General features: G+C 45.1%; 11 protein-coding genes. 4 read left to right on the top strand and 7 right to left on the bottom strand.

Features of this window, described 5'->3' with window-relative positions:
• Nucleotides 1-61: 61 nt before the first annotated feature.
• The 6 genes from P2W76_RS16835 to P2W76_RS16810 form a co-directional block, all read right to left on the bottom strand.
• The gene (locus P2W76_RS16835; RefSeq protein WP_276349065.1) at nucleotides 62-1,426 is read right to left on the bottom strand and encodes an MFS transporter; all 1,365 of its coding nucleotides are present in this window, start codon (nucleotides 1,424-1,426) and stop codon (nucleotides 62-64) included.
• 95 nt (nucleotides 1,427-1,521) lie between these two features.
• Nucleotides 1,522-3,021 (bottom strand): ATP-binding cassette domain-containing protein, encoded by a 1,500-nt coding sequence (locus tag P2W76_RS16830; protein WP_276349064.1) that lies wholly within the window; start codon nucleotides 3,019-3,021, stop codon nucleotides 1,522-1,524.
• A 422-nt stretch (nucleotides 3,022-3,443) separates the two neighbouring features.
• Nucleotides 3,444-5,273: a DNA mismatch repair protein MutS gene (locus tag P2W76_RS16825; RefSeq protein WP_276349063.1), complete on the bottom strand. Its 1,830-nt coding sequence runs from the start codon at nucleotides 5,271-5,273 to the stop codon at nucleotides 3,444-3,446.
• 154 nt (nucleotides 5,274-5,427) lie between these two features.
• The gene (locus P2W76_RS16820; protein ID WP_276349062.1) at nucleotides 5,428-5,808 is read right to left on the bottom strand and encodes a DUF3037 domain-containing protein; all 381 of its coding nucleotides are present in this window, start codon (nucleotides 5,806-5,808) and stop codon (nucleotides 5,428-5,430) included.
• Entirely contained in the window at nucleotides 5,786-6,574 is a 789-nt protein-coding gene (locus P2W76_RS16815) for a HipA family kinase (RefSeq protein ID WP_276349061.1), read from the bottom strand. The genes P2W76_RS16820 and P2W76_RS16815 overlap by 23 nt, the downstream gene beginning before the upstream one ends.
• 45 nt (nucleotides 6,575-6,619) lie before the next feature.
• Nucleotides 6,620-7,210, bottom strand: a complete 591-nt coding sequence (locus P2W76_RS16810) for a TetR/AcrR family transcriptional regulator (protein WP_276349060.1) — start codon at nucleotides 7,208-7,210, stop codon at nucleotides 6,620-6,622.
• A 202-nt stretch (nucleotides 7,211-7,412) separates the two neighbouring features.
• On the opposite strand from P2W76_RS16810, the gene P2W76_RS16805 reads away from it, so the two are divergent.
• The 4 genes from P2W76_RS16805 to P2W76_RS16790 all read left to right on the top strand — a co-directional run bounded on the left by P2W76_RS16805 (nucleotide 7,413) and on the right by P2W76_RS16790 (nucleotide 13,122).
• Complete coding sequence (locus P2W76_RS16805) at nucleotides 7,413-7,778, top strand: BlaI/MecI/CopY family transcriptional regulator (RefSeq protein ID WP_276349059.1); 366 nt, start codon at nucleotides 7,413-7,415, stop codon at nucleotides 7,776-7,778.
• 8 nt (nucleotides 7,779-7,786) lie between these two features.
• The gene (locus tag P2W76_RS16800) at nucleotides 7,787-9,325 is read left to right on the top strand and encodes a M56 family metallopeptidase (RefSeq protein ID WP_276349058.1); all 1,539 of its coding nucleotides are present in this window, start codon (nucleotides 7,787-7,789) and stop codon (nucleotides 9,323-9,325) included.
• 219 nt (nucleotides 9,326-9,544) lie between these two features.
• On the top strand, nucleotides 9,545-12,337 hold the full coding sequence (locus P2W76_RS16795) for an outer membrane beta-barrel protein (protein ID WP_276349057.1): 2,793 nt from the start codon (nucleotides 9,545-9,547) through the stop codon (nucleotides 12,335-12,337).
• Between the two features lie 5 nt (nucleotides 12,338-12,342).
• Nucleotides 12,343-13,122, top strand: coding sequence for a GLPGLI family protein (locus P2W76_RS16790; protein WP_276349056.1), 780 nt, complete (start codon nucleotides 12,343-12,345; stop codon nucleotides 13,120-13,122).
• Between the two features lie 5 nt (nucleotides 13,123-13,127).
• On the opposite strand, the gene P2W76_RS16785 is transcribed toward P2W76_RS16790, so the two are convergent.
• Nucleotides 13,128-14,375, bottom strand: coding sequence for a glutamate-5-semialdehyde dehydrogenase (locus P2W76_RS16785; protein ID WP_276349055.1), 1,248 nt, complete (start codon nucleotides 14,373-14,375; stop codon nucleotides 13,128-13,130).
• Nucleotides 14,376-14,481 lie beyond the last annotated feature (106 nt).

Below are 14,481 nucleotides of genomic sequence, written 5' to 3'. Positions count from 1 at the left end.
GATGTGAGATATGAGCTCTGGATTTCCGACAACTTTCAACTCTCAACTTTCAACTCTCAACTCAATCCCTCAGGTTATTCATATTTGTCTCTTTTACAAAGAAAATATTGACAAATATCCCGATCACGATCAGTGCCAGGGGGTAAATTAATCCTGTATAAGGCGCAAAGGCAAAACTGATTACGACCGACGACCTGATCAGTTCCGTAATAACGGGGGTAGAACCGCCTATCGCACCATTACCAACATTATATGTAAAGCCCATGCTGGTATACCTGATCTTGGTTGGGAAAAGCTCCATCAGAAAAGCGCCCATCGGGCCATATACCAGAGCACTGGCTACTGTGAGCAGGAAGGTCAGGCCAATAAAGATCAGCGTGGTCTGGGTGTCTATATGCTGGATGGTATCCAAACGCATCGGGTTGCCCATTTCAAGGAAGGTATAAAATGTAAGCGGGATAGTGACCAGCCCCAGAAAGAGTCCTGCAAGGATCACCTTTTTCCGTCCGACCTTATCACTCAGGGCACCGAATATCTGGAACAAAGGACCTGCAAGCAGGATTCCGACAGCGAGTATCAAAATGGAGGTGGTGTCGGTTAATTTTACCGTTCGCTGCAGGAAGAATAAAGCAACAAACTGATTGGTTTGTTGTATAGCACTTTGAGCAGCATTGCCACCAAAGATCGCCGATAAGATCAAGCCTACATTCTTTTTCGTTTTGAACGTTTCTCTAATAGGTGCGCTACTGGTTTTACCCTCTTTCTTAAGCTCTGCGAACACCGGGCTCTCATGCAGTTTCCTGCGGATAAGATAGCTGATAAAAACAAGTACGGCACTAAACAGAAACGGGATCCTCCAGCCGAATGATGTGAAGCTTTCGTCAGACATAACGCTCCTTGTTGCAAAAACAACTACCAGACAAACGATCAGCGCTATGGAGGAAGTTGTCTGAATAAATCCGGTGTAGAAACCTCTCTTATTCTCAGGTGCATGCTCAGCAACGTAAATTACCGCACCTGAATACTCCCCGCTGATTGCCAATCCCTGAGCCAAACGCAGAACAAGGAACATGATAGGTGCAAGCCACCCGACCTGATTGAAGGTTGGGATACACCCGATCAGAAATGTCGCTGCTCCCATTAACAGGAGGGAGATCAAAAAGGACTGCTTGCGACCGGATTTATCGCCCATCTTTCCAAATAGCAGGGAACCGAAAGGTCTGATCAAATAGGTTGTAGCTACTATCGCCAAAGTTTCAATGAACTTGTTCTCGCCTTCGGGGAATAGTTGTGTCGATAATATACTTGCCAGGATCACGGCAAGAAACAGGTCGTACCATTCTATCAGCGTTCCGACGCAGGAAGCTATAATTACCAGCTTCAGATTATTCTTCTTTTCAGGGGGGAGGGCTACTGCTTCGCTCATGTGTTCTTTTGGAAAATATAAATCGGAAAGTAAATTATAAATTTTTTCTGTTATTTAAAGCTTAAGTCTTAAATGGAGCTTTATCCACCCCTGTGTCAACCGGCGATTATTTTCCCGTTTTGCAATCGCAACAATTTTGTAACACACCGGGGCCGCTCCGATTCATAATGACTTACATAAATCAGGCTTACTTTGCTTCTTTTACAGATCTCATCAACCAGGTATTTGAACCGCTCCTGCTGATCGGCATCCATGCCCTGGCAGGGCTCATCAAAGATCAGCAGCGGCGGATTCTTTACCAACGCCCGGGCAAGCAGGCAGAGCCGTTGAATACTGACCGGTACGTTTCTGAATAACGTGCTTTCATAATGGTCTATCTCCAGCAACTTCATCCAACGCCTGCACAGGTTTGTTTTGCTTTCAACGGGTTTCCTGAACAGCCCCATCGTGTCATAGAATCCTGACTCGATCACTTGTATACACGAAATTCCTGTAGGAAAATACTGGAACAGCTCCGGCGATACAAACCCGATCTTCCTTTTTATATCCCAGATACTTTCTCCAGCGCCTTTAGGCTTGTCGAAAAGAACGATCTTATTGGCAAATGCCTGCGGGTTGTCACCATTTATGAGACTCAGCAGAGTCGATTTACCTGCCCCGTTTGAGCCTGCCAACATCCAGCGCTCGCCCTGCTTTATCTGCCAGCTTATGTTGTCAAGAATGGTTTTGCTGCCGTACCTGATCGTTACATTTTCCAAACTCGTGATAACCTTGTATTCAGGCATTGGCGTAAGGCATAAAAGCTCCTCAAGTTCGCTTTTATTAAACGATTTATAATGTCCCTCATCCTGTTCAGCTTTAAAATCTGCCTTACTTTCCTGCCGGATCATTCTTCCGTCTCCCACGCTGGCGACATGCGTTATTGCATCGGGGATTTCTGTGGGAGAAGTTACAATAATGATGCTGGTACCCGACGAGGCTACTTCTGTTAACAACAGATTAAGTTCTGCCCTTGACCTGGCATCCAGGCCGGTTAATGGATTATCGAGCAGCAGCAGCAGTGGGTTCCGCTTTAGCGCCGCAGCGAGTAAAGTTCTTTTGGTCTCCCCGTTCGACAGCTTGATCAGCTGCTTATCGAGCAGATGATCAAGCTTCAGGCTGTCGACTACCCGCTCGTATGTCCAATATCCTTCAGGGCTGTGTGTTTTTATGTCCGTTAAATATTCCTTTACCGTCTGCGAATCTTCTGAGTCCATCGAATTAAATCGCTGCTGGTAGTAAAGGTCGGTGGTATGGGAAAGATTGGTAAAGCTGTGCCGTGAGGAGACCTGCGAAATTAACTTATACCGGTTAAAAAGCGGATCGCCCGACTGACGTTCAGCAATATAAAGATCAAAGCCAGGGTACTTGGCTTCACCTTGCGGAAAGGAGCACTTCCCTGCGAATGCATCCAGCAGGACACTTTTCCCCGAGCCGCTTTTGCCGATGATCGCCCAGTGCTCGCCCGGTCTGAGCACGAAATCTATCTTCTCAAAAACCAGTTTATCATATTTTCGGATCGAGATGTTATGGAATGAAAGTATAATCTTAGTCACGGAGCGTAATTTATGAATTTTCAATTGAAGTCTGGGCCTGGGGTCGGAGGCCGGAACTGGGCGGAGAGACTTTTCCCCGGTTTTGTCGGGGATCTCAAACTGAAAACTGAAAGTGAACTAGACGCTGTACAAGGATCTCGCCGGAGAGACTCTTCCCCGATTTAGTCGGGGATCTCAAACTGAAAACTGAAAGTGAACTAGACGCTGTACAAGGATCTCGCCGGAGAGACTCTTCCCCGATTTAGTCGGGGATCTCAAACTGAAAGCTGAAAGCTGAAAGTGAACTAGACGCTCAGGCTGAATGTCCCGGTAATACCTGCGGCGGAAGCCGCGGTATCATAACGAGATCCCCGATCCAGTCGGGGAAGATATATATCAAAGCTTCAGTCCATCAGATGCCGGAATCCATCAGGCTTGCGACCTCAGGCTCCCGGCCTTGGACCTCCGATTTCAGAATAAATCCCAAGCCTCTCTAACAATATCGAAGCATTAAACGTCTTGCACTCCCCCTTCTTAAGTTTATAATCGAACCTCATCTCCGTACCTTCAATCTGGATATCGAAATAGAAATTCCGGATGTAATCCGGGTACTGTGCTTCCAGTTCGGCGATCTGAAGATCGTGTGTAGCAATGATACCTACAGCTTCCTGTGCGATCAGTTTTTCAATAACCGCCTTAGAGCCCAGGTACTTATCGACTGAATTAGTACCCCGTAACATCTCATCGATCAGAAAGAACACCTTGTCCTCTGTTTTCAGGATGCCTAGCAGGGCCTGAAGCCTGTCTAGCTCAGCTTTAAAGGTAGAAGTGCTTTCATTCAGCGAATCTTTTATTCTCATATAACTAAAGACAAGCATGGAGCTAACCCGCATCTGCCTGGCACACACCGGGGCACCTGATAACGCCAACACTGTATTTATCCCTAAGGTCCGGAGAAATGTACTTTTTCCCGCCATGTTAGAGCCAGTTATAATGTCGATCTTTAACTCATTATTAAGCGTGTAATCGTTAACTACTCGCAGATCAGACCGGATCAGCGGGTGACCGGCTGCCTGCACGCTTAATGTGTAATGTTCGCCCTCTATAATTTCCGGGAAAGCCCAGTCGGAATAGTTACTTTTCAAACTGCTCAGGCTGACAAGAGCCTCAAAATCCGCGATAACATCGAAGGCGGCTTCCAGGTTAACCTGATTTGTTCTCTTCCAGTCCTCTATCGCGAAATACTGCCTGACGTTCCAGGCCACTACCGCATTTAACACAGGGCCTATTGAACTAAGTCCGAAAGCGAGCTGGTTGATCAGTACTGAAAGTTGCTTTATCTGCTGTGGCAATTTGCCATGCTGGTTGTCCTTCAGACCTGCAGCGAGCTCCCGGCAAAGTGGTGACTTCCAGTCTTCGGCTCTGATGGCCTCCATAGCCTCAGAAAACGTGTTTAGCAGACGGCTAACTTTGCCGATAAGCCCGTCTGTCTTCATTACCACGGTGCTGTACGATTGAGTCAATAATAAATTAATAATAACGAGAGCAATGACCAGGAGCGTGAACACTGGATAAAACCAGGCAAGGGTTACAGAAATAAGAAATACCCAGGGAATCCAGGTGATATAACGCCTGACAAAATTTGATCCTTCTCCGGGAGCCGAACGCAGATAACGAAAGATATTCTGTATCTGGTCTTCCTTATCCCGGTTACAAAAAAGCAAGACCGCCTGAAAATTAAATTTCCAATTCTGCTTTTCACTAAGCTCTTCTACAGCAGCCTGCCGTTCTCTGATGACGACAGCAGAAGATCTCATGCCCAGCCACTCCGCAAGTTTTGCAGTCCCCAGGCTGGTTGCACAACGGTTTATAAGTTCATAGAGGGATCGCTTGCCATAGATATCCAGGTCGGCCGAGTATGGATGTAATTCGTCCATCCACTCAGAGCCATCCTTATAAATATTCTTTCTGTCGTCGATGCTGTCATTTTCGTTCTGGCAGACAGCAGCAAGGTCCCGGTAGTAGTCGCGCTTCTTTTCGAAACGATTCTGTTGCCTGACCAGCAACGAAAAAATAAATATTACTGTAAAAAGAACCAGTACCGGGATCCAGGTTTGCTCTGGCTTTAGGGACTGGTAAAACAAAAAGATGCCTGCTCCAATAACCAGCAGCCTAAGAACTGAATACCTGTTTATTAATGCTTCATACCTTTTAATTTCTGTATTGCAACTTGCAATACTTGCCCTGTATGTATCTGTAATGGCTATATTCATGATTGTGTGAGCGTACTTAATAAGACAGTGAAGGTACCTTATTATTATGGGAACCTCAATTGCAATGGACAATCACTGATATTCAGGAAAGGCCTGTTATCAGGAGGCTCCTCCGGGGCCAGCGTGAGACTCTAATTCTTATATTGAAAGATCGCTAAAGAACCAATTCACCTAATAACCTCTCCAGCGTCTTCTCGGGATCGCTGGTAAAACCGGGGTGCACTTTGGAAGTCTGAACCATGGTGCTCCTGGTTGCGGTAAGCCACCGGAATCGCGAGGCATTATCAAGCTTTCCTATAGGCCCGCCCTCTTTGCCTGCACTTATCTGACCGAAAGCCCGCAAGCCTTCCCTGATGCCATCCACATCTATATCTTTAGAGAAAGTTGTCAGGCGTTCCTCGTCAAGGTAGCATTTCGACTGCAGGAACTTTTTATCCTTGCAATAGAGTATTACTCCCACATTCAGAAATTCCTCGCGTTCTACCCTGGGCACCACACGAATAACAGCGTACTCAAATAAGTGCTTTTCTTGCATTTTGGGCTTCATTTACAAAAATATCTGAATGAGCAATACGTGTTTCTAAAAAAAGTGCGTAGGCATCACGGTATTCCTGTTTGGTTTTAAATTTACTTTCGTCATCAAGCCACTCATCGGGGATAAGCGACACAACAAAGCGGATGATATCCGGGCTGAGCAGTTTTCTGAATTCGGCATCCACCGCATCAAGCTCTGAAGCCTGCGATAATAAAACGTGCTCCTTAATGAGGACAAAAGGCTTGGTTGCCTGCTCTTCCCAGTTTAGCCAGGAATGATGAAAGTAGAGTGAAGCACCATGGTCTATCAACCACAGCTCTTTGTGCCAGATGAGCATATTTGTATTGCGGCAGGTACGATCCATATTGGTGAGCAAACAGTCGAGCCAGACAATTTTAGAGGCCAATAGTGGATCGACATCATTAACCACCGGATCAAAAGTTATTGAACCCGATAAATAATGAAGGCCAAGGTTCAAGCCCACACTAAACTTCAGCAGATCCTGGATCTCCTCGTCTGCCTCAGTACGGCCGAAGGCCTCGTCAAGAGTAGCAAATACAAGCTCGGGTACGCTGAACCCCAGTAACCGGGCGATTTCGCCACCGATCAGCTCTGCTATCAGAGCTCTCGGCCCCTGCCCCGCACCCCTGAATTTTATTACATACAAAAACTCATCGTCTGCCTCGGCAATAGCCGGCATAGATCCCCCTTCGCGAAGCGGGGTAACGTAGCGCGTAACATTAACAGATCTGAGGGGTGATAACATGACGCTAAAGTCGGGTAAAATTCGGAGATGAACAAGCAGGACCGCTTACTGCAGGGATTTCAAATAACGCTTAAGCTCGTCCAGATAGTGGATATAGCAGACTGCACTTTTTTCAAGCTTGCCCAGGTTCCTTACGCCCCAATACGTCGAAATAATAAAATCTGCAATCCCGGACTCGTCCAATCCCGGCCGGATCCTGCCTGCCTTTTTTCCACTTCTTATACTATGCATCAATGTTTCCCGCCATTCTTCCTTTATTTTGCCAAGAGCAAGAACGAAATCGGCATTCAGTGGCGACATTTCCTGGATCATGTTCGAAAGCGGGCAGCCAAGGCTCGCCTTAAAAAATGAAGCCTTGAAGAGTGTCTGCTCTATCGTCCTGTAAATATCTTTCACAGGTTTTGACGAATTCTTTATGGGCAATATTAAAGAATTATGAATCTCAGGATAAATGATCTCGCTTATCACAGCTAAACCCATAGCATCCTTGCTCTTGAAATGATAATAAAATGCCCCTTTGGTTACTTTTGTCCTGCTTAGAATATCGTCTATGCTGGTAGCCTGGTAGCCTTTTAAATAGATCAGATCGAATGCATTCTCTATAATGCTTTCCCGCGTCCTGACAGATTTTATCATAATACCGGTTAGTATCCAATACAAATTACGAAATATCAAGTAATTACATTATATAATTTATTAATCAACCAGCAATTTTAACGCAGGTTAACAAGCCATCTGAAACGGGCTAACACCCATAGTCACTCAATAATTAAAAATAAAAACAAAAAAAATTGCATCTACGAAACTTTCGTAATACATTTACGAAAAGTTCGTAGATATGGAAAAGCTAACCCCAAATGAAGAAGAAGCAATGCAGGCTGTATGGAATTCGGAGACAGGAACAATTAAAGAATTCTTAGAACTGATACCTGATCCTAAGCCTCCCTATACCACCCTGGCTTCTACAGTAAAAAATCTCGAAAGGAAAAAATTCATTGCCGGGAAGAAGATAGGCAACACCTTTTGTTATACCCCTCTTATCAAAGAAGAGGAATACAAAAGGACCTTTATGGGAGCGTTCGTGAATAATTATTTCAGCAATTCTTATAAAGAGCTGGTTAGTTTTTTTGCGAGCCAGGAAAAGATCAGTGCAGAGGATTTGAAAGAGATCATTCAAATGATTGAGAAAGGGAAACAGCCATGATGCCGGAAATGATCCTTTATCTGCTCAAAGTGAACCTTGCCCTGCTCCTGTTTTATGCAGGTTACCGCTTCTTACTGCAGCGTTATACTTTTCATACACTCAACCGTTTCTACCTGCTGACGGGACTCATTTATTCGGCCTTTTACCCGCTTATCGATCTGTCAAAGATCCTAAACCAAAATCAGCAGCTGACACAACAGATCAGTTCGCTCACACCAGACTGGCAGAGCCCGGTAACTTATGCAATCGGCCAAGCTGAAGACAGCACCGGAAATTATTGGCAGATACTATTACTTATCTTTTGGGTGGGTGTAGCGTTTATGTCGCTCCGCCTGCTGATCCAATTAATATCTCTTTTAATCCTGCATTTTCAATCATGCGCCTTCACTCTAGATAATTTCAGATTCCGCAAGGTCTCAAAAGCTGTAAATCCATTCTCATTCTGGCGCACGATCTACCTTAATCCCGAATGTCATGAAACCGCTGAGCTCCGATCAATACTGGAACACGAGCAGGTTCACGTCAGGCAGCTTCACACGGCAGACGTATTGCTGGCCGAGATCAGCACGATATTCTATTGGTTTAACCCTGGCGTATGGCTGATGAAACAAGCGATAAAAGCCAATCTTGAATATATCACCGACAGGGAAGTCCTGAGATCGGGTGTCGATAGCAAAGAATACCAGTACGCGATGCTCAAAACTCATATCCTTCCACAGAATCCCATACCTGTTAATAACTTCAATTTCCTGACCATTAAAAAAAGAATTGCTATGATCAACAAAAAACCTTCGAACAGGCTCAACTTGGGCAAGTACCTCCTGTTGCCCGTAGCCATGCTATTCATGTTAGTGGTGGGAAACTCAAAAGCGAGACTGAATGAAACCAGGCTGGTGAAAGCATTAGAAAATTTCACCTTCTCAGCGGAAGACATGCCATCCGTTACAAGTACGGATAGTTATATATCCGCATCGCCAGAAGCCAGCAACCCGGATACTGCAAAACCGGTAGTCCGCAGGGTTGCGCAGCAGCCCGATACCAACAAACTGGAAATAATTCACATCAGAACGTCAGATGATCCCTACGGTGTAAAAAAACTGATAAAGGATTTGAGCAAGCCCGGAATTCATGGCAAAGAGCCCATTTATATTATTGATGGTGCTCGTACGCTCAAGAATGCAATTGCTATTCAGCCCGACAGCATTGCAACCGTTAATGTCTACAGGGTCCAGGGAAAAGCTACTATTAATGAGCTTGAAGTGGAGAATGATATTATCGATATTAAAACCAAATCCTATAAAGGTCCGGATACGGAAAAGATACCGGCAATATCTTATAACTACAATAAAAGCAGAAACATTACGGCCGTTCAGGATCCGGCCGTAATGCTGATCCTGGACGGAGAAGAAATTGACAAAATCCGGCTGGCGGGAATAAAGCCTGCAGATATTGAAAGTATTAATGTGCTTAAGGGAAATTCAGCTGTTGACCGGTATGGTGAAAAAGCAAAAGATGGTGTCGTTGTAATCAAAACAAAAAAGGACTGACTTTCGCTGCTTAGCAGTAATATGTATTTCCCGTGTTATGGAATCCGGGCATTTTTTGCATCATTTAACATAACCATACTGATCTTTAACACTTTTTAACCAAATCACCGGTGTTAGGGATAAGAAATAATAAGGCAAATAGGTAACTTGCTGACCGTGTAAGGGCAATGACAGGAATAAACTGAGGTATAATTAAACGAACACAAATTCATTGTCCAAATGAGGAAACTTTTCCTGGCAATAGCATTCATCTGCCTTTGCGCTGCCTATTCATACGGCCAGAACTCCTATTCGGTAAAGGGCTCGGTTGCCGATACCGCATCTAACGTCTCTCTTGTTAATTCAAGTATCGTAATCCTGAATTCCAAAGACTCTACGCTGGTTAAATATACCAGGGCCGGGAGCGATGGGAACTTTAGTATTAACAACCTGAAGGAAGGCAAGTTCATATTACTGGTTTCCTATCCTGACTATGCCGACTACGTTGAGCACTTCAGCCTGGATGCCGCAAAAAGCGCTATGAATTTCGGCAAGATCCGGATGATACTGAGCGCCCGACTTTTGCAGGAGGTGATCGTCAAAGGCACAGTCGCGGAAATGGTCATCAAGGGCGACACCACGGAGTTCAATGCGGCAGCCTTTAAAACGGAGGCGAACGCAAAGGTAGAAGACCTCCTGAAACAGCTGCCCGGCATGCAGATCGATAAGGATGGAAAGATCACTGCCCAGGGTCAGACGGTTAATAAGGTACTGGTTGACGGGGAAGAGTTCTTTGGTGATGACCCCACTTTGGTAACTAAAAATATCCGTGCCGACATGGTAGATAAAGTCCAGGTTTATGACAAGAAGAGCGATCAGGCGGCATTCACCGGGATTGACGACGGCGAAAAGACGAAAACCATAAATATTAAGCTCAAGGAGGATAAGAAAAGCGGCTACTTCGGAAAAGCTGAAGCGGGCGGCGGTAATGACGAATTCTACCAAGGTCAAGCCATGTTCAATGTATTTAAGGGAAAGAAAAAATTATCGGCATATGGAACAGTAGGGAACACTGCGAAAACCGGATTGGGCTGGGAAGAAAGCAGTAAGTACGGCTCAAGTTCTACCCAGGTAAGTGAAGAGGGCTATATATATTTCGGCGGCGGGGGAAGCGATGACCTCGATTCTTACGATGGCCGCTTTAATGGCGAGGGGATACCTGTAACGCGGAGCGGCGGCGTTCATTACGATACCAAATGGAAAGAGGATAAACAATCGATCAACCTTAATTATAAAATAGGTTCGATCGGCGTTGCGGGCTCCAACAATACCCTGAACCAGAACAACCTTCCAACGGGTATTATCAACAGCAATTCAGGGCAGAATTTTGACAACTATATGTTCAGGCACAAGCTCGATGCCACGTATATCGTCAAGGTCGACTCGACTTCAGAAATAAAGATAATGGCCGACGGCACGCTTAAGAATAATACTACGGAAAGTAACTATTTGTCTTCGAGTCTCAGGGGGGACGGAACCGCATTAAACGGAGGCACGCGTTCAGTGACTACAGCCGGCGACCAGCGCTTGTTTAACTCCTCGCTCCTTTGGAATAAAAAGCTAAAGAAAAAAGGCCGGACCTTATCCCTGAGTCTTGGTCAGCGGTATAGTAACGAGGATAATGACGGCTATCTGAGCTCCAGCAACAGGTTCTATAATACCGCCGGATCCATCGACAGCATCCAGAATATTGATCAGTATAAGACCAACCTGATGACCATGTCAGGGTTCAATTCCAACCTGGCTTATACCGAACCATTGTCCAAAGTATTATCGGTGATCGTAAACTATGGATTGAATTATTCTGAGAGCAATTCCGACAGGAAATCCTTCAATAAATCGGTAACCGGCAATTACGATATTCTCGATAATCAGTTCAGCAATAACTTTGACCTGGCTCAGACATCAAACCAGGCAGGTGCAGTCTTTAGCTACCGGCAAAAGAAAACGGTTCTTACTTTCGGTTCAAAAGCCAGTTTCGTAAACTTTGATCAAACCGATTTGTATACTAAGAAACAGTACGACAGGAATTTCATGAACTGGAACCCTACGGCAACTTACCAGTATAACTTTTCAACCCAGAAATCATTTAGTATCCGATATAATGGAAACACAACCCAGCCTAATATGAGTCAGATACAGCCGATCCGCGTGAATACGGATCCATTAAATATTACTCTTGGAAATCCGGACCTGGGACCTTCATTCAATAATCGGTTTAACATAAACTTCAACAGCTATAAGGTAATATCTGATCGGAGTATTTATGTTAGTACGTCTTATTCATTTACATCCAATGCTATTGTCAGCAATACAATTACAGACGCTGCAGGAAAGAGTACATACCAGTCTATTAACTTAAATGGCAAGTCGCCCGTTAATATGTTTGTGTATGGATATTTTGGTCGCAAAATACCGACAACAGACATCCGCGTAGGATTAAATGCTAATGTTGTTTTTAATACATATTACAACATGATCAATTCGATATTAAATAAAACTACTTCTGCAAGCTACAGTACCCAGCTTAGTGTCAATAAATACGTACCTAAAAAATATGATTTTTACATAGGCATCGGCCCTGGCTACAACAAAAGCCAGTCTGATCTGCAGAAAAACGTCAATAATAATGGCTGGGTGGTGAACTCCTATTTCGGTGCCAACTGGGAGCTTCCGGGCAAGATCAAGATCGGCCTGAATGGCAACTATCTTTTCCAGGAGAGAACTCAGTCGTTTAATGAAGATTTCGATCGCCTGCTGATAAACACCACCCTGACCAAAAGCTTTATGAAGAGTGAGGGTCTTAAGCTCCAGCTTTCCGGCAACGACCTGCTCAATCAAAATACAGGCTTTAACAGAAGAGCGACAAGTAATATGATCACTCAGAACAGCTATACCACGATCCGCCGGTATGCGATGTTCTCTGTTATTTATGACCTGAGTAAAATGGGCGGCCCTCAACCAAAAAAATAGAAATCATGAAAGTTCTAAAATATATCCCTTTTATAGTTCTTCTCACTTTAGTGAATACAGGGTTTGCCCAGCACGCAAATTTTGCTTTTGAAGGATCTATTGATTTTGAGAAAAGCGTCAATATGCATGCGCAGATCCCCAGGATGATGACCAAGGATAACGAAACCTTTCTTCGTCCGGCGTTTGATCAGTACAAAACAACACAACCACAATTCAGGATCTTAAAAAGCACCCTGTTATTTACCAAAGACAAAACCCTGTTTACTCCGATCGAACCTGAAGCTGGCCCGCGAAACCTATTTAACGAGAATGTAGCAATAGCTCCTCAAAACAATACTATCTATACCGATCTTTCAAACAGCAAGAGCATTGCTCAAAAGAAAATTTATGAGGAGAACTTCCTGGTTACAGACAGTGTCCGCAAGATCAACTGGAAGATAACCTCGGAAACGCGTGATATCGCCGGGTACACCTGCCGCAGGGCAAATGCCATTATCATGGATTCTATTTATGTTGTTGCTTTCTATACCGACGAAATCCCGGTATCAGGCGGCCCTGAATCTTTTACCGGTCTCCCGGGCATGATACTCGGTGTTGCGCTGCCGCATGAGAATGTCACCTGGTTTGCCAAGATGGTAAACCCGAAAGCGCTGGCGGCTAATGCCATGACCCCTCCTAAAAAAGGCAAACCGACCGATAATAACGGATTAATGGCCACGATGAAGTCGGTTATGAAAAACTGGGGCGACTGGGCGCATGGAAGGTTGAAAGCGTATATGCTTTGAGAAATTTACCTGACCTGCCCATCCCCTCTAACCACCCATTTCTCCGTAACCAATTTTTCCAGCGCGAAAGGTCCTCTTGCGTGTAATTTCTGGGTGGAGATGCCTATTTCGGCGCCGAGGCCAAAGACACCACCGTCGGTAAAGCGGGTGGAAGCATTGGCAAACACGGCCGCGGCGTCTACCTCTTTAAGAAAGCGCTCGCAGAGCTCTTTATTTTCAGAGATTATAGCTTCGGAGTGCTTGGACGAGAAGCTACGGATGTGCTTCAAGGCCTCATCAGCATTTTCAACGGTTTTAACAGAACATTTAAAATCCAGGAACTCACGGCCGAAGTCTTCCTCCACGGCCCTGTTAAGGTACGGGTAATTCAACCCATGCAGTATGCTGTAACTGAGCTCATCTGCAAAGATCTCTACATTATAACCGAGCAGCTTTGGAGCAAGCAATTCCAGCAGGTCAGCACTTACCTTTTTATCAACAAGCACCGTATCCAGCGAATTACAAACAGAAGGCCGGCTCACTTTCGCATTGGTAACAATATCTGCTGCTTTAACCAGGTCTGCAGTACTTTCCACATAGGTATGGCACACCCCTGCCCCCGTTTCTATTACCGGCACAGAAGCATGTTCACGTACATAGTCGATCAGTTGCTGCGAACCGCGCGGGATGAGGATGTCCACATATTTTGTAGCCGTCAACAGCTCAGGCATAAATTTCCTGTCGGCTGGTAAAAGCTGAACGATATTTTCGCTAACACCGTATTGGGTAAGAACTCCCTGTATCAGTGATACCAGGAAGCTATTCGTAAAAAACGCATCTGTACCGCCTCTCAGCACACACACATTTCCCGATCGGATGCATAGTGCCGCTACATCCACGGTAACATTCGGACGCGATTCATAAATGATTCCGACCACTCCCAAAGGAACGGTGATCTTTTTCACCGACAAGCCATTTGCCAGCGTACTCTCATATTGCAAATGATCCGACGGGTCGGGCAAAGAACTGATCTCTTCCACGCTTTTAGCGAGATCGTTAATCCTTGTTTCAGACAGCAGCAGGCGATCCTTCTTGGGATCCGTATCCGGCATCTTGTCCAGATCCTTCTTATTTTCCCTGATGATAGCCGCTGCGTTATCCCTGAGCTTAGCTGCCAGGGAATTTAAGATCAGCCCTTTCTTTTCATCGCTTAGCCCCCGCGCGGCAGTAGTGGCGAGAGATGCCTGTTCAAGAAGAGCCTGAATATTTTCCATGTGAATAATAAATTATGGAGAAAGATCTCCATTGTGCTTGTTCGATAGCCAAATATATGATGTTAAAAGGAAGGTTGGATAATATGAATGTAAGAATCGAAGTGCC

The sequence above is a fragment of the Daejeonella sp. JGW-45 genome, assembly GCF_029360805.1.
Lineage (GTDB): Bacteria > Bacteroidota > Bacteroidia > Sphingobacteriales > Sphingobacteriaceae > Daejeonella.
This window is presented reverse-complemented; position numbering and strand designations above follow the sequence as displayed.

Coding starts and splice junctions, on each gene's coding strand:
- P2W76_RS16835 (WP_276349065.1), bottom strand. CDS start 1,426: ATGAGCGAAGCAGTAGCCCTCCCCCCTGAAAAGAAGAATAATCTGAAG.
- P2W76_RS16825 (WP_276349063.1), bottom strand. CDS start 5,273: ATGAATATAGCCATTACAGATACATACAGGGCAAGTATTGCAAGTTGC.
- P2W76_RS16820 (WP_276349062.1), bottom strand. CDS start 5,808: ATGCAAGAAAAGCACTTATTTGAGTACGCTGTTATTCGTGTGGTGCCC.
- P2W76_RS16815 (WP_276349061.1), bottom strand. CDS start 6,574: ATGTTATCACCCCTCAGATCTGTTAATGTTACGCGCTACGTTACCCCG.
- P2W76_RS16810 (WP_276349060.1), bottom strand. CDS start 7,210: ATGATAAAATCTGTCAGGACGCGGGAAAGCATTATAGAGAATGCATTC.
- P2W76_RS16805 (WP_276349059.1), top strand. CDS start 7,413: ATGGAAAAGCTAACCCCAAATGAAGAAGAAGCAATGCAGGCTGTATGG.
- P2W76_RS16800 (WP_276349058.1), top strand. CDS start 7,787: ATGATCCTTTATCTGCTCAAAGTGAACCTTGCCCTGCTCCTGTTTTAT.
- P2W76_RS16795 (WP_276349057.1), top strand. CDS start 9,545: ATGAGGAAACTTTTCCTGGCAATAGCATTCATCTGCCTTTGCGCTGCC.
- P2W76_RS16790 (WP_276349056.1), top strand. CDS start 12,343: ATGAAAGTTCTAAAATATATCCCTTTTATAGTTCTTCTCACTTTAGTG.
- P2W76_RS16785 (WP_276349055.1), bottom strand. CDS start 14,375: ATGGAAAATATTCAGGCTCTTCTTGAACAGGCATCTCTCGCCACTACT.